We start from the raw sequence: 22,399 nt of genomic DNA, 5'->3' as shown, positions 1-22,399 counted from the left end.
TCTTCGTCATGTTAGGATTATATGCTATAATGTAATATGTCGGAGGGATTTCGTCAATTAGCGGCACGCGCAATGGTTGAATTCAAAAGCGTAAGCAAAATATACCCGGGCCAGCAGACAGCCCTCAAAAACATAAGCCTCAAGATTGAGCCCGGGGAGTTCGTGTCCATTGTGGGCCAGAGCGGAACCGGCAAAACCACGCTCATCAAGCTCATTCTGGCCGAAGAGCGGCCGAGTAAGGGCCGCATTGTCATCGGGGGGTGGGACATCACAGACATCAAACAGCGGGAAATCCCGATCCTGCGGAAGCAGATCGGCGTGGTGTTCCAGGATTTCAAGCTCCTGCCGCGCAAGACTCTGTTTGAGAACGTGGCGTTCGCCCTGGAAGTGGGGGGCGAGGAGTGGGGCAAGATACAGGAAATTGTTCCCCAGGTCCTGCGCATCGTGGGGCTTGAGGGCAAGATGAGCCGGTTTCCGCACCAGATTTCAGGCGGGGAGCAGCAGCGCGTGGTGGTGGCGCGGTCCCTGGCGCACCGGCCCAAGATCCTGGTTGCGGACGAGCCCACCGGAAATTTGGATTCCATCAACTCCCGCGACATCATTGAGCTTTTAAAGAAAATCAACGACTTCGGCACCACCGTGCTCCTGGTCACCCACAACCGCGAAATCGTCAACGACCTGCACCGCCGCGTCATCACCTTGGAGGACGGGGTAGTCATCAGCGACAAGGAGCGCGGAAAGTATCTATTATAACCGTCACCCCGAGTAACGCCGAGGGGTCTAGCTAGATTCCTCGGCAGGCTCGGAATGACGAACAAACATGCTTTTTCTCTCCCTTTCCCGAATCACCAAGTTCTCGCTCCAGAATTTCGCCCGGAATATCTGGCTCTCCATGGTAACCATCACCATCATCGTGCTGACGCTCTTCAGCGTGACCTCGCTCGTGTTCATAAACGCGGTCATGAATGAGGCCATCAGCCTGGTCAAATCAAAAGTGGACGTATCCGTGTACTTTAAGCCGACTGCCACAGAAGAGCAGATTGCCGTGGTCCAGCAAACGCTTGAGGATGCGCCCTATGTCGTGCGGGTTGCGCATGTCACCAAGTCCGAAGCCCTGGCCAAACTGCGCGAGCAGTACAAGAACAGCCCCCTCATCCTTGAGTCGCTCAAAGAGCTTGCAAACAATCCGCTCGGGGACACCTTAATCGTGAATACCGCTGACACGTCGGACTACCAGAAGGTCATAGACATCCTGAACGCGACCCCGCAGTTCGCAGTACTTATAGACAACCAAAGCTTTGACGATAACAGCTATGTCATTGAGAAGCTGGAGCAGATTGCGGGCCAGCTTGAGCGCATCGGCTGGGGGGTCACTCTATTTTTCGGGCTCATTTCGCTCATCGTGATCGTGAACACCATCCGCATCGCCATTTACACGCACCGCGACGAGATTGGCATCATGAAGCTCGTGGGAGCTTCCAACTCGTTCATCCGCGGGCCGTTCGTGGGCGAGGCCATCCTGTACGCCATGGTGGGCAGCGGCATCACGTTCGTGCTTGGGTACGCGGCGGCCACGTTCTCGGACCCCTACGTGGTGGGCCTGCTCGGGCCCGTTGATTTCACCTTGCTCTCGTACCTCAACCAAAACGTAGCCCTCATTTTCGGGGGCGAGCTTCTTGGCATCATCCTCATTTCCGTGTTCGCGACGAGCCTTGCCTTGCGGAGGTATATGAGGGTATAAACTTGACGTTCTATTATTTTTGATATATGATAATGAAAAGAATTATTGCATTATTGTTAGAAATAATAATATGAACCAGATTGTGTCAATTACGCGGCAGGGGCAGCTCACCATTCCAAAGTCAATGCGCGCGCGATTCGGCATCAAAGGAGCCGCCAAAGCGCTTATTCAAGAGCAGGGAAACCGCATGGTCGTACAGCCGACGGATGATTTTTGGTCTCTGGAAGGATCACTCAAGTCCCCGGTCTCATTGAGCGACAGAGAACTTCGGTCCGCCCGGGACGCGTTTGTGAAGCAGTGGCCGCGGCGCGCATGAAAACCTGCCTGCTTGATACTAATGTATTGATTCGTTTTTTAGTCGGTGATAACCGCGCGCAACAGAAAGAGGCAGCGGCGTGGTTCCGGCAAGCCCAGCAGGGAGCGCGGCGCATTATGGTTACCCCGCTCGTGGTGGCGGAAGCGAGCTTCGTGCTTGAGTCGTTTTACCAGAAGAAACGGGGTGAGGTAGCGGAAAAATTAGAACTCTTTGTCAGCCAGCGTTGGTTGCGGGTACCCGAGCGCCGCGCCCTTATGGGTATGTGGCCATGGTACAGCAGAGGGATGCACTTTGTAGACGGCTTTTTACTTTCGCTCGCGCGGCTGCACGGGATGCCGCTCTTGACGTTTGACAAAAAACTCAAAAACAAAACCTCATAATTATTCGGGGGTCGTCTAATGGTAGGACAGCGGCCTTTGAAGCCGTGAATCGGGGTTCAAATCCCTGCCCCCGAGCCATTGATTTGAGCGGAGCCTTTGGGTTCTTTTTTGATGCAAACTTGCGTTTTTTAAGGAAGTGTGTTATACTATTTTTGCTCTTTAGTTCTACAAAAAGATGTCTTCACACCAAACCCGTTACGGAGGGTATGCGGCGATGACAGGAAGGACGAATGACTGGATGAGCGAGGGGACGCCCATGACCATCCTGGTCGTGGATGACGAGGAGCCGGTGCGGAATCTTGTTGCAGAGATCTTCCGGCGCGACGGATACCGGGTGCTGTTCGCGGACAGCGTGCTCGACGCCTTCAGGCGGTGGCGCGGTTGCCGCGGGTCCGTAGATCTCGTGGTCACGGACTTCCACCTCGGAAACCTGACCGCGGTGGCGCTCATTAACGCCATCCGCGCTGACGTCCGAACATGCCCGTTCATCGTTTTGAGCGGCGCGATGAGTGCGGAGGAGCGCGCGGCTGTGAATTCCGAAGTCGCCGAGATCCTCTGCAAGCCCGTGCGGCCCGCTGAACTGCTTGATGCGGCGCGGCGGGTGCTGGTCCGGATCACCTCCGGGGCATAAGCGGAACGCGAGGTTTTTTCAGGCCACAGGCGCCGGGGGCGAGTACGCATAGGTAGCGTGCCGCCCCGATTTTTTTTATTTCAAATTTTGGTGTATACTGAATGCATGGACAAAAACCAAAAACAACAAATGATCGCGGAAGTCAAAGCCGCGCACCATCACGGCAAAGCCATGGAGCAATACCACCACGCGGGCCGGGGCTCGTACCTGCGCAACATGGTGTACGGCGCGAATGACGGAATTGTGACCACGTTCGCGGTGGTGGCCGGAGTCGCGGGCGCATCCCTTGAGCCGAAAATCGTGCTCATCCTCGGGTTTGCGAATCTGCTCGCGGACGGGGTTGCCATGGCTACGGGCAATTTTCTGGGCACGCGGAGCGAAAACCAGCTCCAGGCAAAGGAGCGCCGCATGGAGGAGTGGGAAACCGTGAATATTCCGGATGAAGAGCGCAAAGAAATTGAGCACATCTACCGCGCCAAAGGATTCAAAGGCAAGGAACTGGAGAGTATTGTTGCAACCATCACCGCCGACAAAAAACTATGGGTTGATGAGATGATGGTGGCGGAGCTCGGCATCATTCCCGGAGAAGAGGAAAAGCCCATATCAAACAGCGTTGCCACGTTTGTTGCGTTCGTGGCTGCGGGACTGCTGCCGCTCCTGCCGTACGTGCTTGGCGTTGAATTCGGGAATGTGTTTTACACAGCCATTGGGATGACTGCCATTGCGTTGTTCGCGGTGGGCGCCGCGCGCTCTCTGATCACCAAGGAAAGTTGGATTATTTCGGGCATTGAGATGCTCGGCGTTGGCGCCATTGCCGCGGTTTCAGCCTATGGGGTAGGGTATTTACTGCAAGGTTTGGCGTAATAAAATGGGGACATGCCCCATTTTGGGCCAAGCACCGAATCGGCGCTTGACTTTTGTATGTATTTCTTGTATGATGATACCTATTTTGGGCTAAAATTAGGCTGTACTGAAACCCGCCCAAAATGGGCATGCAAAACCGGTCGTTGACAATATTCCTGCACACACGGTACACACTGGTCTTGAGAGACCGAGGAGGATACCATGCGACAGATCGTCGCACTGCTTTTCGCGGCCGCGATTCTCGGATGCGCGGGCCGTTCGGACAAGGACGATACGGTTCTGGGTCCGGCAAGCGAGCCAGTGTACAAACTCGCTGCACTGCCCCAGGACAACGCGCTCCTGCGTTTATCCGACATCACGGGCCGGACCCTTACGGGACGGGTCAAGGTGGATGGATACCTGCGCGAGCCGCGGGTGATTGGCGGAGTTCCCACGCTGGTGGAAACACGCTTCGCCACTGCCACCGCGCAGGCGGATGCGACCCTCGCTTTCTTCGCTCCGGAAATCACGGCTGACGGGGATGGCGACGGCGTCGTGGGCTTTGACGACTTTTTCCTGTTCGCGGATGTCTTCGGCTTGAGGGAAGAGTCAGGCCGGTTCAATCCGGTCTTTGACTTCAACGGCGATGGCATCGTGGACTTCACGGACTTCTTCGTATTCGCGGACAACTTCGGCAGGAGAAGTCCGCGTGCTTCGGGCAAGCCTGTGGCAATCGCATTCCCGGTTTTGTACGAGGGTGCGCCGAGGGGCCGCATGGATGAGGAGTCTTTCCGGCTTGCGTGGGACGCTCTCCATGAGCGCCTCAACGATCCCGAGCCCGGCGCAAAGGCTCTGCAAGCCATGGAGCCGGAATACCGGTTCCACGTGCAGAGCCTGGAGGAGCCGCCCGCATTTGAGCCCTTTGACGTCATCATCAAGGGTTCATTCCCCGCTCCCGGGGAGCCGCCGCGCGAGATCGTGGTCACTCCCGCAGGCGCGGTCAGCACCATCACCCGGGCGCTGTTCGTAAGCCCGCAGGATACGACCGTTGCCTACGGCCAAAGCGCTGTGGCACGGGGCCTCCTGACGGTTCTGTATGACGGTGTCCCGAGCTTGGTGCAGGCGGTAGAGCCGGTGCCAAGTTCAAGGGACACCGTTGCTAACGCGGACGGCACGTTCCGCGTAACCGTGCGGTTCTCCTACGAGGATCTTGCGGCAACACAGACCGTTACGGTCCTGGCTCCGCCGGACACTACCCCGCCGGCAGTCTCGCTCAATGTTACGGGTACGGTAGTTACGTACTCAATTGAGGAAGAAGAGTCCTTGCCCGTGAGCTACAACCTCCGGGTCGGGGCCAAAGATTCCAGCGCCTTGGCCGATGGGAGTGCGTTCACCGGCCATGCAGACTACAACGCGTTGGAACCGGGCCGGTACGGCGTGCTGCTCTATGCGGTGGACACACGAGGCAATCGCGCGGAGCTGCGCGACAGCCTTACCGTGCCCGAGCGCGCGGCCAACGTCCGCGCCGAACTGACGCGCTACACCAGCGCGCCGGCTTCGGGGCGGGACATGGACATCCGTACGGATGTCTCATCCAGCGTGGATGTGTCGCGCACCATGCGCGCGGTTGCGTACAAGGACGAGGTGGAGTATTCCTCGTTTGATGTGGGCCTGAATCAGTCCTCTGGGCCCACGCACTGGTGGGCGGATATCAAATTCACGCCTCCGGCGAACACCGCCACTCGCACCATCGCGTGGCGGCTTGAGTTCACCGGCGAGACGCTCCTCGGGGGTTCGGGTACGAGCTCTGTTGAGTTCACCCAGGCCGCAGCGGAAGTTGCGCCCCCACCGCCCCCACCCCCTCCGCCGCCCCCGCCTCCGGAGCCAGAACCCGAGCCCGAGCCGGCGCCCCAGCCAGTCGCGCCCGCGCTTTCCAACGTGAGCGTCACGGTCAACGGCAGCCCCATCACCAGCGCCGTCTCCGTCAATACCGTGGTTGAGTTCTCGGTGAGCGCGTCCGGCACTCCAGGTCCTACGGTTACATGGGAAGGCCAACGCAGCAGCGGCGCATGGGAAACGCTCGGGACAGTAAGTACATTGTCCCGGACATTCCCGGGCGGCGGAATCTGGAACGTACGGGTCAGGGCCAGCAATGGCACAAGCCCGGACGCGCAGATTAGCGCCGCGAGCAACATCGTGGTGCTCGGTTCCCCGTAACAAAACGTTCTTCAACCCCAGGAAAGGGGAAACTAACAGGCCGGCTATCAGCTTTTGATGGCCGGCTCTTCTTTTTGTTTTCCTTGACATTTTTTTGCAAAAAAGGTACGGTGGTATCTTATCTTGAATCGGATTTGTGCGGTTAATCGCCCAAAAACTCATCTACTCACCCCTCGTCATTGCCGTGCTTATCGCATCTGGCATTATTGGCGTTGCGGTTTCCGCGAACAACGATATTTTGATTGGCGCAAAAGTGTGGAAAACCGGCATGGCTGACTGGGGCAACAGCATCACCCTAGAGCCGGGCCAGGAGTTCAAAATCACGCACTATGCGGTTAACGCGGGCGCATCAATCGTTACCAGCGTACGCTTGGTTGATGAGCCCGGTTCAAACACCGCATACATTGATGACTCAACGTACCAGCTTGCGCCGGACGGCGTCACCTGGAACGCTTTGGCTGATGACAACACGTCATTCTTTGACGGCCTGGGTTTGAATATCGGAATTCTTGCTCCGTTTGATTTTAAGAACTACAAGTACACTGTCAAAGTTGCTGATTTCGTGCCGCAGGGCACGTCCTCGCTCGCGTGGAGCGGGCCAACGCTCTATTTCACAGATGCAAACGGCGCCACAAGCAAGGCGAGCATGGAAACAAATACCGTTACCATCGCCAACGTTCCCGCCATCTCGTCTTTCTCCGTCAACACGAACACCTACAAGCTGGGTGATGTGATCACCGCAACAGCATCCGGCACAGCTGGCAAGGCGGCGCGCGTTGAGATTGGCTCAATCTCATTTCCTCTCGGCGGCAGCGGCGCCAACTACTCCGGAACCTACGTTGTGCAGGCAGGTGATTCGGCTGCCGGAACGCCTCGCGTGTTCTTCGCAAACAACGGCGCCAACACGGGTTCATACCGCGATGCCGCATCAAGCGCGGCTATTGACGGGGTAGCGCCTCCTGCTCCGGCAAACTTGACCGCAAGCGTAAACTCCGGCACTTTGGTTGCGACGCTCACCTGGACCGCATCATCCCCGGAAACAGATGTAACCCAATACAACGTATACTCAAACAACGGTTCAGGTTTTGTCAATTATGCCGCTCCCGTCGCAGTTGTTCCGGTCGGCGCCAACCAGCATGTGACTCCGCCGCTTTCCGCAGATTCGTTGTATATATTTGCAGTCCGCTCCCAGGACGCAGTTGGAAATATTGAGCAGAACGCGAGTACCGCAAGCGCGGCAACGGATTTCACGGCGCCTGATGCGCCTGATTCCCTGGTCCGCCCAACCACGTTGAACTCAACCGTGGTCCGATTCGGGCCGAGCAACTCTTTGCAGTTCGTGTGGGCGCCGTCTTTGTCCGCTGATGTGAGCCGCTACCGCGTTGAAATTGACGACAACCCGGACTTCAGTTCAATCATCGCGAGCCTTGAGACCGCAGGCGCTCTCACGTCTCTCTCTGCCACGTCCACCATGGTTGCACTGCCGGACGGGGTGTACTCCTGGCGCGTGTCCGCGATTGATGACGCGGGCAATGTCTCAACTCCGCAGACCGCGCCCAACAATACATTTGAGATTGACACTGCCAATCCCGGCGCCGCGTACGGATCGCCCTCAAGCGGCAACCACATTGCGGGCAGTTTTACGGCAACCGGAACCGCGTCTGATGCGGGCACGCACATGCCGGTGAACGGCTCAACAACCGGACTATCCAAGGTTGAGGTATTTTTGCAGAACTTCAGCCCAACCCCTAAAGAGTATTGGAACGGTTCCGCATGGGTCGCCGCGCAGACGTGGCTCACTGCAACGAGCGCGGATGATTTTCTCACGTGGAGCTATAATTTTACGCCAACCATCACGGACGGCGATACCTATATCACGGGCAGCCGCTCAACTGATGAGGCGGGCAACACGGCTGACAGCGCCCTGGTTATGCTCACCGGAAACACATCAAGCCCGAACGTGAATATCACGGCTCCGGCAAACGGCTCCTACCAGGCAAGCGCTGTTACGGTGGCAGGTACTGCGTCTGACCCGGGCGGCACAATCATCGCTGGCGCATCGGTTTCCATCCAGCGCTCCAGCGATTTGCAGTACTGGAACGGCGCGGCATGGTCAGCAGGGGCCGCTTGGAACGCGGCGGGAACCGCAGATAATTTCGCAAACTGGACCTACAACTTTACGCCGGACGGGAGTACGCCCGAAGCAGTGGTGTATACCATCACAGCCCGCGCAATTGACGGCGTGTTTGGCGCGCCGAATACAGGCACATCCTCGGCAGTAACCACCATCAAGGACACAACCGCCCCGGCTGTTGCCATCACAAGCCCCTTGGCCGCGAACTCGCCATTCAACGCGGCAAGCTGGGATGCGGCAAATCCGATTGCCGGAACCGCGGCAGATAGCGGAGCCGGCGTCGCAAGCGTGGAGGTTGCCGTCCGGGATTCAAGCGGAAACTATTGGAACGGAACCGACTGGACGTCGCTGACCGCGGTCTGGTTCAGCGCAACTTCACTTGACAGCTTTGCAACCTGGAAGTACCTGAACGCAGGTTCTGACTTTATCCCGGACAAGGATGATGATTTTACGGTGTACGCCCGCGCAACGGATAACGCAATCAGCGCTCCAAACACCAGTACTGCGGTGAGCGAGTCAATAACCTATGACACGGCCGCGCCGGTTATCGCGAATGTTGTTGTCACGAACTCAACCATGCATAATATCACGACGCTCATCAAGAACGGGGACGTATTCATTCTGTCCGCTGTCATCACGGATGCGCTCCAAGCGGGAATGGCTCTATCAGATATTACCGCAGATCTAACAGCCATCACTGGAAACCCGAGCGATATTTCTGTGGCGCCGACGTCCTATAACACCTCAACAGGAGAGGCGGTCTGGAACTTTGCCAGCGCCGCAGGAACCAGCAACCAGAACCTCGGCGTAAGCATCACTGCAACTGACCCTGCGGGAAATGCCGCGCTCTTCACGAACAATGCGGTGATTGTCGCGGATAACACGGCTCCGGCAATCGCGGCGGCCGCGCTTGAGGCTCCGTCAGCGCCAGGAATCGCGTGGCCCGGAGGTTCCACCCAAAACATCACCTGGACGAGCAGCGATATTACGGACACAAATCTCGCGGCCAATCCCATCACCTTGGAGTACTCAATTGACGGCTCAAACTGGAATCTCATCGCCGCAAACGAGGCCAATGACGGCACGCACAGCTGGGCTGTTCCCTCAATCAACTCAAACACGGTTTTAGTCCGCATCACCGCGGTTGACCAAGTCAACAATACATCAAACGACACATCTGATAATCAGTTTACCATTGACTCTGCGGCTCCAGCAGTTCCGGCGAACGCACTCACAGCCCCGAACGGAGGAGAAGCGTGGATAGCCGGGACCAACCGGACTATCACCTGGAACAATGCCGCAATCACGGACAACTTTAACCTGGCAGCCAACCCGATTACCCTGGAATATACGACTGACGGCCTTGCCTGGAACCCCATTGCCGGGAACGTTGCAAATGACGGCGCGTACGCGTGGACCGCGCCGTTAATTGATTTCACTGCAGTCAAAGTCCGCATCACCGCAGCTGATGCGGCGGGAAACGCGGCCAATGATCAGTCGGACGCGAATTTCGCCATCGGCCTTCCTCCTGTTGTTGTGCAGGCGCGCGCAATGAGCGATACCTTGATTGAAGTGGAATGGGACAAGTCCCTTGCCAGCGCAGGCGCGTTTGCCAATTACACCGCCACGGGCACAACCGCAACCGCGGCTGTGATTTCGGGCGGGAACGACAAGATTGTCAATCTCACCGTCAATGGGCTGAACAACACCGGCTTTACGGCGGCGGATCTCGCGATTAGCGCGGGCACGGTTATTGACACCTTTAACTTCGTAAACGAAGCAGCGGCGGGCGAAAGCATTATTGACCGCCAGGCTCCAATTACCGATATCGCAAACTCATATCCGAACAGCGATCAGCTGATTGTTGATTACTCGCCCAAGATACGCATCGCAATCAGCGAGGCTCCGGATTTGGGTTCAACCGTGTTCAAATACGACGCCGGAGCCCAGGCGCCTGTTTACAATGCGGGCACAGGCATGCTTGAGTTTGACATTGCCGCGACTCTTGCTCCGGGCCAGCACTCCATTACCTTGGATTTGGTTGATGTGGCCGGCAATGCGGAAACAACCCAAACGTGGAACTTCTGGATTGACCAGCTTGAGGTTACCGTCACTGCAAATCCGGTTGTGTACACTTTCAACGGCAATGTTTTTGATGAGTCAGACGGGACTGAACAGCAGACCGTGTCAATTTCCAGCTGGGGCGCGGGGTACACGATTTACGCGCGTTTTAACCCTGACTTTGGGGATGGATTTGGCAACACCATTGCTGATGTGGACATCAAGCAGGATTCACAAGGCTGGAGCGATAAAATTGACCTCGCGGGCGCGGCCTTGGTTTCAATCGTGAACGTTCCCAAGCCCGCGATTCCGTACGGAGCGGCACCGCAGGTTGATACGTACACGTTTGACGTAGGCGCCACCATTCCGGGTATTGCGCAACCAGCAGGCGATTACCGCGGTACGCTTGAATTTGTCGTGATTCCTGAATATTAACAGCCACGCCGTCACCCCGAACGAAGTTGAGGGGTCTAGCGTGAATGAGCCCAGATGATTGCCCGCCAAAAGCGGGCAGCCACCTGCGCTCACCTTATCAGCAGCAGCGCGGGATTAATAACCATTACCTATAAACGTTGAAACGGTCGTAATCAACGGAGTAATGGGAATATAAGGAGACATGATTATGAATAAGATTATTGCATCTTTCGCGGCGTTAGTGCTCGTGGCGGCGAACGTCATCGGGCCCGTAAACGCCGCTGGCGTGGCGGTTACGGTTGCATCATCTGACCGGATCACGTTCACTGTGGGGCTTCCTGCGGGCGTTGACCTGGAAATGGCTGATTCAGCTACCATCACCATCAGCACCGCTTCAAACGGCACTGCAGTTGATTTGACTGCGGGCAGCTTGGTTCCGGCGAGCGCTTATTTTGTGGGGGATGCCAACACGGCAGACACACTCAATAACGCCGCGAACGCAAGCGGACGGTTCACAGTTACCGAAGACGGCGTTGAAAATCCGGCTGCCGGAGCTGACCTGGTCTTTACACTCGGCGCCGCGCTTTCCAACAACACCGCGTACGTGATTACGTACTCGGACACGGATTCCAACTTCAGCGCGGCACTCATCAACTTCGGGACTGCAAACCAGGTTCCGGTGTCAGCGACCGTTGTTCCGATCCTCACTATGTCCCTCGCAAACGGCACGGACGGCAACCAGACCATAGCGTTTGGCCAGCTCGTTCCGGGAACGTTTTCCGAGGATGACATAAACGTCACCTACGCAACCAACGGCGTTGGCGGGGTAAACGTCACCGCGGCCTCAACCGGCCTTGCGACTGACGTTGATGCGGACGGAACCCGCGACAATGCGAATGACCGCGAAATCGGCGTTCAGAGCATTGCCGCGACAGCCAATACTGCCGCAGCTGACTACTACAAAGTTTCAACAGCAGCAGGCGGAACCGCAGCCGTGGCGTTTGACGCGGTTGACAACGTGATCACGAGCGTCGCGGGCCGCGACATGCGGGCAACCCAGGACGTGGTATCCGCAACCGGGCCGGTATCCGCAACCCAGGCCGTAACCGTGGGTACGCGCGTTGCGAACGACACTGAAGCAGGGGACTACACCGACACCCTGACTTTCACATTGACCCCAACCTTCTAATAGTTGGTTGTTGCCAGTGACTCTGCCTTTCCTTGCGAAGGGCAGGGGACTCTGGCAGAAATTAGCAAGCACCTTGCCAAAAAATATAAAATATGCTATAGTTTTTGGTATTAGTAAAAAATTAGTGGATTGTATGAAAATTTTCCCTAGTGTAAGCAAAAATTTAGCATATTTAGTGATTTCCACAGGATTAGCGGCTTTTGGAATAGCCGGCCATGTGCTTCCTGCGGTTGCCGCCAATATAACGGTTTCCCCGCCCAAGTTTGAGTTTAGCGTTGATAAAGGCGGACGCGTAAACGGCGCCATCACTATCACCAATGGCGACGCAGAGCCTCTGGTGCTCATCCCTTCCATTGCGGACTTCACAGCCCAAGGCGAGGCCGGAAAACCGGCATTCGTTGAGGGTGATGATGCGAGCGCGTTTTCGCTCTCTTCCTGGATTGCGTTGCCCGTGGAAGCCATTACCGTGCCTCCAAGCGGCCAGCTGGAAATCCCGTTCAGCGTTGCGGTCCCGGAAAACGCGGAAGCGGGCGGGCACTTTGGAACCATCTTTTTTTCGCCGGTAACCGAGCAGTCCGGAACCATTGCGGTCCAGCAGAAAGTGGGCGTGCTCTTGCTCGTGCGTGTTGCGGGCGAGGTGCGCGAGGCCGGAGAGGTGACTATCTTTAAAGCCTTTCCTGCGGGCACGGAAGCGGAAGCAGTAAGCCAAGCCAAACCCAGGTCAATCTTTTCAGAGTTTCCGGTTAGTATTGCGGTCCGGTTCACGAACACCGGAAACGTGCACTTGAAACCGAGCGGAACCATCACCTTATCAAATATGTTTGGCACGGAATTGGTGCGCGTTGGAGAGGAAATCACGCAGACCCCGTCCGGAGCCATCACCGGAAGCACGCTCGTTCACTATGTGCCGGTGAACGATACCGGCGGAAACGTGCTTCCCAACTCTTCCCGCGTATTCCTTTCTGAATGGAAAGGGTATGGTTCGCACATTTTGAACCAGAGCGGGGAGCGCGAAATCATATGGAAAGGCATTGGATTCGGGCGCTACACCGCAGAGCTCAACCTCTCTTACGGAGACGCTAAACTTCCCAGCCAGACCATCCATTTCTGGATTATTCCCTGGATGATTATCCTGCCTTCGCTTTTCGGGCTTGCCGTCCTCGTTAGCCTCATCACATTCTGGCGCAGGCATTCACGCGAGCGCCTCAAGCAAGCGCTCCGCGAGGAACTGGAAGCGGAACAGCGCATGGAAAATTAATATGAACGCATCAAGCCGAAAATTCAGCATGTTGATTGCAGCCGCCATTGCAACGGGTTTGATGGCGGGTTCAAGCCGCGCCGCGAACCTTACCGGCGTTTCGGTCGCGCTTTCCAACCACAAGCCTTCAAAGACCGGCGTCACGCAGACCATTTCATTCAAGCCGGTAACGAGCGTCCCGGCTCCAGGCGACCTCAAGATCACCTGGGCTTCCGGGTTTGACTTTACGAACGTGATTGCTTCGGCTGACGTTGCGGTTTCGGGCGGAGGCGTTGCCTGGGACGCAGTGGTAAACGGCGACCTTAATAGCGCCACGCGGGTTTTGACGCTCGGCTGGTCTTCGGGAACCCTAACACCGGGCTCAATGGTCACTGTTACCATGGGGTTCACCAAGAACCCGGCCGCGGGCGGCAACTACAATGTTACCATTCAAACCGGGGCTAACGGGTTTGCAACGGCAACCGATTCGCGCACCGTGCCCGTGACCATTGTTGACGCGGGCGTTGCTGTGAGCGCGTCCGTGCCGTATCCGCCCACTAATCCGACCATCACTAACATCACGCCGACCGAAACCATTGTGATCTCTTCCGGCGCCACCCAGGTGATCAGTTTTGACCTGACTGATGTGAATGACGAGAATCTGGACTACACGGCAACGCCTTCCACCGGAGCCATTTCCGTTGCCCCGAGCCCGGTCTCGCCGATTACCGCTTCAACCAAGAACGGGGTTACGATCACGTTTACGTATTTCGCAAACGGAGCAACCGGAAGCCAGACCATCACCGTAACCGCGGATGATAACGAAGGAGTCGGAGGCGGCATTGTTACCTACAACATTCAGCTCTTTGTAATTTAACTGTATGCGGTTGGTGCGCTACATGCAGGCCCATGCGAGAACCGTACTGCTCATTGGTATGCTGGCCGCAGCCGCGCTCGCGGTTATCCGTGAGACGAGTATGACGCGGAACCGCTTGCCGCTTGAGGTGTCACAAAAGGTGCGCAACCTCTCGGCCAAAGAAACCGAATGGCAGCTTGCCGCCACGGCCCAACCCGGGGACGTGCTTGAGCATTTTATGCTCATCCGCCTGGACGCGGGCTACCCCGAGCCCGTGCGCGGCATCCGCATCACTGCCGAAACGAGCCAGTGGGACTCGTACCGCGAAGATTCATTCGCAAGCCGCGTACTGGGCGCAACCGGGGGCAGCTTGAACAGCCGGGGCATAGCAGTTCCCGAACTCAAACCCGGCGAGTTCATTGACCTTTCGTGGCAGACGAGCATCAGTGATACTGCCTCTTTCGCAAACAGCGAAGCTCCGCTCCTTGAGAGCAAGGCAGTGATATCGGCAGCGGGTTTTTCCGAGTTCTCAAGCCGGACCGTTGCAAGCCTGTTCTCTACGCTTCGCCGCTCAAGCGTTTCACTTGCCAAGAAGACGTTTTACGAGCCAAAAGCGTACAGCATGAACCCCCGGTACGCGTACGAGGATTTGGGCACAGGGGTCTTGATTGCCGGGGAAGACCTTTCCGGCGTAACCTCGCTTGCGATTGCCGGGACCGGCACAGCCCTTGTGTGGCGCTTGATTTCCAACGAGCTCTTGGAGGCGGGCATTCCGGCCGGGCTTGCGCCTGGCTCATATTCCGTCCAGTTGTTCAGCAACAGCACGGCACTCGGCCAAACGCTTTCTTTTGAAATCCTGCCCTCAAAAGGCCGCGCAGTTGTGGCGGCTGCCACGCCGAGCCTCATCAAATCCGGCGCCAAGCGCACCCTGGTACTGCAGGGCATACATTTGGACGAGAGCCTCCAGCTCCTCTTGAGCAAGCAGGGCAGTGCTCGGACGCATGCTCTGGAAAATCCTAAAAAGATTAATGAACGAGTGTTAACCGCGGAAATTCCTGCCGCCATTACGTCAGGAACCTACACTATTCTGGTGGGCGATACAGAGCAGGAGGCGCGCCTAACCGTCAATTGAATTATATGAACCATTTTGACCTCTCAATCCGTTCTGTTTTAAAAACTTTTATTATGGCGGGCGTGTTTGCGGCGTCATTCGCAGTTGCGGCAGAAGCGCAGGCCGCGCCGCAGTTTCGCGTTAAAAATACCGGCGGCAGTTTTGCCGCCTCGGTCCGCGCCGAACCCGGCGAAACGCTTGAATTCCAGATGTTCGGCAACAACACGTCCTCCGGCGCCTTTAGCGTTACTCTGCCTTCTGATTTGAGTTATACTGCCACTGCGTTTTCCGCTCCTGCGGCTTCAACCAGCTCAAGCGGCCAAACCGTTACCTGGAATTTTAACACCGCGAGCAACGCGGTAATCCGTTTTACCGCTACTGTTGCCGCGGGAGGGTCGCTCGGCGCCAACCACACGCTCAACGTTACATTTTCTACTGATACGGCCGCAACGAGCGATACGGCGACTGTCACCACGGGCCCGATCGTGACCGGGATTAACCCTTCTTCGTGCAACAATGCGAACGCTGTTCCTTTTAATGGCACGGCAAACGGCTGTACGTCAGGTTCAGGCATCGCAGGCCATGGATTTACCGGCGCCACTTCCGCGGCTCTTTCTCTGAATGGCACGTCAGCGGATTTGACGTTTGACCTTGCCGGAGCCACGATTACGGATACGTTAATCTACGGCCCGAGCATCCGCGTTCCCGCGTCCTTTACCCCGGGGCAATACTGGGTTTTGGTTACAGTTACTTCAAGCGGCAACACGTTGACCACAAACGGGGACGCAACCGAAACCGTGCGCTACACGGCAACGGACGGCATTCCGCCCCAGATGCAGGCCAGCTCAAACGCCTATGTCCATTCAACCGGCGCGCTCATGCTCAATTTTGACGAAACCATTGATGTGTCCGCAACCGACAAGACCAAAATCACGCTCGCGGATGCATCCAGCGGCGGAAACAGCCTGACCTTGGACAATGCAACGGTTTCCACAACTGACAGCGCAACAGTTACGTTTACGCTCGCACAGGCGGACATCAACACCATCTCAACCTGGGGCCAGTCCGTAAATACTCTGTATGCGCACATCGCGGGCAGCGGCATTTATGATACCTCCGGCAACCCGCTTTCCAACCAAGGCAGCCGGACCAGCCTGAACACCTGGACCAAAGATACAACCCAGCCCACCGCAACCGTCACGTACACTCAAAATAGCGCCGCAGTCACTTCCGCCAAAGCCGGAGCGCTGACTGTCACGGTTACATTTAACGAACCCATTACCACAGCCGCAACCCCGCAGATTGCCATCAACCAGCAGGGAACCACGGACATTGGCGCAACGAATCTGACGCTTTCAGGAACTGACCGGACCGCGTGGACCTACGCCTACACCGTGAATCTTGATGATGCGTCCGCATACCTTGACGGAAGCGCAACAATAACCGTCAGCGCTGCAACCGATTACGCGGGCCTCACGCTCTCGTCAACCAGCAATGGAACGTTCACCATAGACACGCTTGTCCCGTCACCGGCAATCGCGACGCTCGCGGCCAGCTCAAGCGGCCAGACCCAAGCCAACTTCAGCTGGACTCCGACGTACAGCGCGTCTGATTTTTCAACCTACAAGTTTTATTGGTCAACCTCAAGCGGCGTCACCAGCGCAAACGGAACCTTGATTGACAAGAACACGTCCGGCTACTCAAGCCTGGGCGCCTCAAGCGCTGGCGCGCTCGCGCTTTCAAGCCTTTCCGCGGGAACCAACTACTACGCAGTCATCTACATCTGCGATGCCGCGGCTAACTGCTCTCTTTCAAGCAATCAAGCGTCTGCGCAGACCCAGCAGAATGCCGTGATCACTTCCCCTGTTTCGGGCGGCGGGGGAGGTAGCGGCCAAAGCGCGCCAACCACATACCAGACCTATAATCCGTCCACCGGAGAACTGACCACAGGCGCGCAACCGCCGGCTGAAACCGAAGGCCAGGTCCTGGGTTCAACCGTGGGCGCGTACCCGAACGGAACCCTGCTCAAGGCTCCGGGCTCGTCCGCAGTGTGGTATATTGCGGGTGATGAAAAGCGCCTCATCCGTTCAGCCGCCATTTTTGAGTCGCAGTTCAACTGGAATGACATTATCAATCTGCCTTCCAGCCGCCAGCTTGAGCTCTATGCGCAGGGGGCTGATGTTCCATTTGCCGCAGGCGCCTTAGTGAAAGAAATGGGCAGCCCGGCCGTGTACCGCGTGAACGCGGCCGGAAGCCTTCAGCCGATTATCTCGGAAGAGGTTTTCCTTGCGGCTGGCTTGAGCTTTTCCAGCGTGGTTGAGGTGGAGGAGGGTTTTCTCGCGGCATATCCGGTGAGCGCGTACATCACGAACGCTGACGCGGCATACCGCGGAGATGCCGCGTCAATGCCGCGGGCGATTCAAGACGGCGCCTTGGTGAAGGGCGATTCTTCAAGCGTGTACGCGGTATCAGACGGCAAAAAGCGGCCCATTGTTTCGGCCCAAGACTTTGAGGCCCTGCTTTACAAGTGGGAAAACGTGCGCACTGTGCCCCAGAACGAACTTGACGCGATTCCGCTCGGCCCGGCGCTCCAGATTCTGCAATAAAAATTTGTTTGATTTATAGCCATTTTTGTGATATACTGGCATGCATGAATATTTTAGAGGTGAGCGGCCTCAAAAAATCATACGGCGCATTTGATGCCCTCAAGGGCATTTCTTTTTCTATAGGAAAGGGTGAAATACTCGGGTTTTTAGGGCCGAACGGAGCAGGCAAGACCACCACCATCCAGATTCTCTTGCAGATCATCACCCCGAATGCGGGCGAGGTAAAGCTCTTTGGCATGGATGCGTTCGCAAACCGCGAAGCTGTTCTCCAGCGCATGAACTTTACATCCGCGTACGTGTATTTGTTCGGATCTTTGACTGTGTGGGAAAATCTCAAGGTGTTTGCCATGCTCTACGGGGTAAAAGGGACAGAGCGCATCACCAAGCTACTCAAAGAGTTTGAGGCGTACGGCCTTAAGGATAAAAAGGCGGTGACCTTGTCATCCGGCCAGCTCACGCGCGTGATGGTGGCAAAAGCCCTGCTCAACGACCCCGAGCTCCTGCTCTTGGATGAGCCAACCTCCAGCCTGGACCCGGACATTGCGGAAAAGATCCGGGAAATCCTCAAAGAGATCCACCGGACCCGCAACATTTCCATGCTTTACACGTCGCACAACATGGCCGAGATTGAAGCCATGTGCAGCCGCGTCATCTTCCTCTCGCACGGGGAAATCGTGGCGAACGACACCCCCAAAAAACTCACCAGCCTCATCCCGAACCATGACTTAGCCGTGACATTTGAACGCGTTCCCGAGGGCCTATCCGCGTTTTTGGAGGAGCGCAAGATCAAGGGAAAAGTTTCAGACCACACCCTGCACATCACTGCCGAAAACGAGGAAATCCCGGGTATTTTGGGAAAGATATACCAGGCAGGGTACCGCATCATGGACATAAGCATTACTGAGCCGGATTTGGAGGACGTATTCTTAAAAATCGCCCGCGAAGGCGCGGTAAAAAAGTGATATGAAACTGCACCGCATCAACGCAATCATCCTGCACCACCTCTACTTTTGGAAAAAGTCAGTTCCGAGGTGGCTTGATATTCTGTACTGGCCCGTGGTAACGCTCGCGGTGTGGGGGTTCATCACCGTGTACCTGCAAAAAGGGGCATTTGAGTCCGGGGGAGCTTCCATAGTTGCCGTATTCCTCGGGGGCATTACGCTGTGGATGCTGTTCCAGCGCGCCCAGCAGGACATTGCTATCTCCTACCTGCAGGACATCTGGAGCCGCTCCATCGTAAATTTGTACGTGTCTCCCATGACCAACGCGGAGTTCATCATCGCGTCAATTCTGGTGGGCATCATCAAGGTAGCTATCACGCTCGCGGTGATGGGCGCATTAAGCGCCGTTTTATACGGCTTCAACATCTTTACGCTCGGATTTTCGCTGATCCCGTTTACCGGCCTGCTCTTGATTTTCGCCTGGGCCTTGGGCTTGTTCATTACGGGCGTGGTGTTCAGGTTCGGCACGGACGCCCAGGTTCTGGCGTTCGGCGCGAGCTTCGTGCTCCAGCCCATTGTGGCGGTATTTTATCCGCTCTCAATCCTGCCCGAGTGGATTCAACCCATAGCGCTCGCGTTCCCGCTCACGCATATTTTTGAGGGCATGCGCGAAGTGCTTGCAACCGGCGTTCTCCCCCTGGATGCGCTCTGGCGGGCAGCAGGCCTTGATGCTGCCTATCTCCTGTTCGGCGCGTGGTTTTTCGGGCGTATGTTCAGCAACGTAAAAACAAAAGGCCTGCTGGCTAAATTAGAGTAGAATCGTATACGATACGCTCTGCCTGGTATACGATGCCTGGGAGCGCGGGCGCCTTGCATCGTATACGCATCAAATATCATTCCACTCGTATCGTATATGCCCAGACTCTCCCATAAGCCTTTGTACCGCCTCCTGGAAACCATACCCGCAACCCTGGTGTGGGTGACTTTGATCGGCTCTGTCGTACTCTCGTATTTTGCGCCCCTGGCCGCGATTTACGTCATCATTCTGTTTGATTTGTACTGGCTCGTCAAGGCGATCTACTGGCTCGTGTATTTATTCAACTCGTACCGAAACTACCGCCGCGACACAGCCGTGGATTGGCTCGCCCTGCTCAAGCGCGAGAACGCGGTTTCGCGCGACGGGATGCAGTCTCATTGGAATGATCTGTACCATTTGATTTTCCTTCCTACATACCAGGAATCTTTCGGGGTCATTGACACTACGTTCAAGGGCCTGGCTGAAAGCAATTATCACACGGAAAAGTTCATGGTGGTACTCGGCATTGAAGAAGGAGACAAGGAAAACGGCCTTGCGATTGCCGAGCAAATCCGCCAAAAATACGGGTCCAAATTTTTCAAATTTTGGGTTACGGTGCACCCAAAAGGGCTTCCGGGCGAACAGCCGGGCAAGGGCTCCAATGACGTGTGGGCCGCCAAACAGGCGAAAATTCAAATTGACAAGCTCGCTATCCCGTACGAACGCATTATCGTATCAGCGTTTGATATTGATACCATCGTCCACAAAGAATACTTCGGCAATTTGACGTACAAATTTTTAGCCCACGAGAAGCCCCATAATACGAGTTTTCAGCCGGTTGCCCTGTTCAACAACAATATCTGGCAGTCCAACCCCATCACGCGCACTATTTCAAACGGCACCACGTTCTGGCTCCTTACTGACCTCTCGCGGCCGGACCGGCTGTTTACGTTCTCCTCGCACAGCATGAGCTGGAAGACGCTCGTGGTCGTGGGGTTCTGGGAGCCGGACCTCGTGACCGAGGATTCGCGCATTTTCCTGCAGTGCTTTCTGCACTACCACGGAAACTACACCGTCACCCCTTTGTACGTGCCCGTGTCCATGGACACGGTGGAAACCGGCTCGTTCTTGGGATCCCTTGTGGCCGTGTACCGCCAGCAGCGCAGGTGGGCCTGGGGCATTGAGCACTTCCCGTACATGGCGTGGCACTTCTGGAACAACAAAAAAATCAGTTTCTTCAAGAAGTTCAAATACTTCTTTAATGTGGCAGAGGGGATGTACTCCTGGGCAACGGCTCCGATTCTCATCATCATCCTCGGCCGTTTGCCTTTGTATTTTGCGGACCGCGCAACCCAGGAAACGGTCATTGCCCAGAACGCGCCGCTCGTGCTGGACTGGCTTCTGACTGCCGCGCTCGCGGGGTTGTTCGCGACCGCCATCCTCTCGGTCGTATTCCTTCCGCCCGCGCCCAAAGGAGAAAAGTACCGCTACGCGATGATGCTCCTGCAGTGGGTATTGTTTCCTGTTAATATGATTCTGTTCGGCTCAATTCCGGCCATAGACGCGCAAACCCGGCTCGCCACAGGCAAATACCTTGGTTTTAACGTGACCAAGAAGAACAGGTAGCGCATCAGGCTTGGGATATCGTATATCGCAACAGCAGGCATAAAAAAATTATGCTGTTTTATCGTATAGCGCTCAAACAAGCGCGCGTATCGTATATATTGCGCAATCTGGATGAAGACGGCATCGTATATGATAATGCCATGAGGACTTACGCGTTTGCCTATTATTCCCGTCATTCTCGAGCCCGCCTCCTGGGCGGCGATAGAATCTAGCCGGATATTGACGGAGATGCTATCGCTCGCGAGTACACTCGCTCCAGCATGACGCCGCATGAGCGCATGAGCGTCTGTTTTTTAATCCTGTGGAAAACTATCGTATATCATATAGACAAAAAAGCGTAAGAATAGGTATAATAAAGCATAGCTATCGTATACCTTTCCGCGCAAAATCACGGCCATCGTATATACAACAAAAAGCGAATAAAATAAGCATAAAACAAAGCGTGCCTCGCGACAAAGACAAAAATAAATACCTGCCGCTTTCCGAGGCTGCGGAACTTACTCCATACTCCGCGGAGTATCTTTCCCTGCTCGCCAGAGACGGCAAACTTTCCGCAATCAAAAAAGGCAGGCAGTGGGTTACCACCAGAGCGGCGGTTAAAGAGTATACGGCTGCGGCAAAATCCGCTCCTCGGGATGCGTCCCAGCCTTCGCGCGGCCGGGCCGGAGATGATTTTATTTCTCTTGCCGAAGCCGCGAAAATCACCGGGCAGTATTCGGGCGCGTACCTTAAGCTGCGGGTGAACCAGAATAAACTCCGCGCAAAAAAAGTGGGCCGCAACTGGTACACCAAGATTGAGTGGATCCATGAGTACGGCCGGGGGAGCGCGCCCAAAGAGAAAGAGGCAACGATTCCGCCCCTTGCTCCTAGCGGCCGCGCCGCTTGGAAAGCGTCCGCTGATAACGCGCGGTTTTATCCCACCCGTTTGCTCGCGGCAGGCCTTACCGCAACCATTGCGTTCCTGTTCGTTGCTCCGCCCCAGGTGTGGGCGCACTGGGGCGTGTCCGCATCGCTTGCGGTCACCGCATCCTTTGGCCTTGCCACGGACGGATCCCGCCAGCTTGCGTCATCCCTTTCCGCTGACTCACGGTTCTCTGAACCAATGGAGCAGGTTATGGCCGCAGTGAAATTCGCGGCCTCATCCCTTGGGCGCGTCACGAGGCAACAAGGCGTTGTGGCTGAACGCCTTGCATCCCGCTTTGGGTTGGATGTTGCGCCTCGCTCCTCGCCGATTGTGTCATTCCGAGGCGAAGCCGAGGAATCCCTTGGCCGTGCCGCAGGACAAGTGGCGGGAGCGTTT

General features: G+C 56.2%; 17 protein-coding genes and 1 tRNA gene. All 18 read left to right on the top strand.

Going from position 1 to position 22,399, the window contains the following annotated elements:
* Positions 1-72: 72 nt before the first annotated feature.
* Entirely contained in the window at positions 73-753 is a 681-nt protein-coding gene (gene ftsE, locus HYT31_00090; protein ID MBI2050189.1) for a cell division ATP-binding protein FtsE, read from the top strand.
* 67 nt (positions 754-820) lie between these two features.
* Positions 821-1,741, top strand: coding sequence for an ABC transporter permease (locus HYT31_00085; GenBank protein ID MBI2050188.1), 921 nt, complete (start codon positions 821-823; stop codon positions 1,739-1,741).
* Positions 1,742-1,811: 70 nt separating this feature from the next.
* The gene (locus HYT31_00080; GenBank protein MBI2050187.1) at positions 1,812-2,057 is read left to right on the top strand and encodes an AbrB/MazE/SpoVT family DNA-binding domain-containing protein; all 246 of its coding nucleotides are present in this window, start codon (positions 1,812-1,814) and stop codon (positions 2,055-2,057) included.
* Positions 2,054-2,437 (top strand): PIN domain-containing protein, encoded by a 384-nt coding sequence (locus HYT31_00075; protein MBI2050186.1) that lies wholly within the window; start codon positions 2,054-2,056, stop codon positions 2,435-2,437. Before HYT31_00080 ends, HYT31_00075 begins: the two co-directional genes overlap by 4 nt.
* A gap of 4 nt (positions 2,438-2,441) precedes the next feature.
* Positions 2,442-2,515 (top strand) — tRNA-Gln (locus HYT31_00070).
* Positions 2,516-2,693: 178 nt separating this feature from the next.
* Positions 2,694-3,068, top strand: a complete 375-nt coding sequence (locus HYT31_00065) for a response regulator (protein MBI2050185.1) — start codon at positions 2,694-2,696, stop codon at positions 3,066-3,068.
* 171 nt (positions 3,069-3,239) lie between these two features.
* Positions 3,240-3,932, top strand: coding sequence for a VIT1/CCC1 transporter family protein (locus HYT31_00060; protein MBI2050184.1), 693 nt, complete (start codon positions 3,240-3,242; stop codon positions 3,930-3,932).
* A gap of 201 nt (positions 3,933-4,133) precedes the next feature.
* Positions 4,134-6,128 (top strand): hypothetical protein, encoded by a 1,995-nt coding sequence (locus tag HYT31_00055; GenBank protein MBI2050183.1) that lies wholly within the window; start codon positions 4,134-4,136, stop codon positions 6,126-6,128.
* A gap of 136 nt (positions 6,129-6,264) precedes the next feature.
* Positions 6,265-10,758 (top strand): fibronectin type III domain-containing protein, encoded by a 4,494-nt coding sequence (locus HYT31_00050; GenBank protein ID MBI2050182.1) that lies wholly within the window; start codon positions 6,265-6,267, stop codon positions 10,756-10,758.
* 187 nt (positions 10,759-10,945) lie between these two features.
* Complete coding sequence (locus HYT31_00045; protein MBI2050181.1) at positions 10,946-11,926, top strand: hypothetical protein; 981 nt, start codon at positions 10,946-10,948, stop codon at positions 11,924-11,926.
* Positions 11,927-12,059: 133 nt separating this feature from the next.
* The gene (locus tag HYT31_00040) at positions 12,060-13,184 is read left to right on the top strand and encodes a hypothetical protein (protein ID MBI2050180.1); all 1,125 of its coding nucleotides are present in this window, start codon (positions 12,060-12,062) and stop codon (positions 13,182-13,184) included.
* Position 13,185: 1 nt separating this feature from the next.
* Positions 13,186-14,040, top strand: a complete 855-nt coding sequence (locus tag HYT31_00035; protein MBI2050179.1) for a hypothetical protein — start codon at positions 13,186-13,188, stop codon at positions 14,038-14,040.
* Positions 14,041-14,044: 4 nt separating this feature from the next.
* Positions 14,045-15,151: a hypothetical protein gene (locus tag HYT31_00030; protein ID MBI2050178.1), complete on the top strand. Its 1,107-nt coding sequence runs from the start codon at positions 14,045-14,047 to the stop codon at positions 15,149-15,151.
* A gap of 5 nt (positions 15,152-15,156) precedes the next feature.
* The gene (locus tag HYT31_00025; GenBank protein MBI2050177.1) at positions 15,157-17,736 is read left to right on the top strand and encodes a hypothetical protein; all 2,580 of its coding nucleotides are present in this window, start codon (positions 15,157-15,159) and stop codon (positions 17,734-17,736) included.
* 44 nt (positions 17,737-17,780) lie between these two features.
* Entirely contained in the window at positions 17,781-18,698 is a 918-nt protein-coding gene (locus tag HYT31_00020; protein MBI2050176.1) for an ABC transporter ATP-binding protein, read from the top strand.
* Position 18,699: 1 nt separating this feature from the next.
* Positions 18,700-19,494, top strand: a complete 795-nt coding sequence (locus tag HYT31_00015; protein MBI2050175.1) for an ABC transporter permease — start codon at positions 18,700-18,702, stop codon at positions 19,492-19,494.
* 96 nt (positions 19,495-19,590) lie between these two features.
* Positions 19,591-21,099: a glycosyltransferase family 2 protein gene (locus tag HYT31_00010; GenBank protein ID MBI2050174.1), complete on the top strand. Its 1,509-nt coding sequence runs from the start codon at positions 19,591-19,593 to the stop codon at positions 21,097-21,099.
* 442 nt (positions 21,100-21,541) lie between these two features.
* Positions 21,542-22,399: helix-turn-helix domain-containing protein (locus HYT31_00005; protein ID MBI2050173.1), on the top strand; the 858-nt coding region annotated here is incomplete at its 3' end.

It is taken from the genome of Parcubacteria group bacterium (assembly GCA_016181765.1).
Classification (GTDB): domain Bacteria; phylum Patescibacteriota; class Patescibacteriia; order UBA2169; family UBA2169; genus CG10-46-32.
This window is presented reverse-complemented; position numbering and strand designations above follow the sequence as displayed.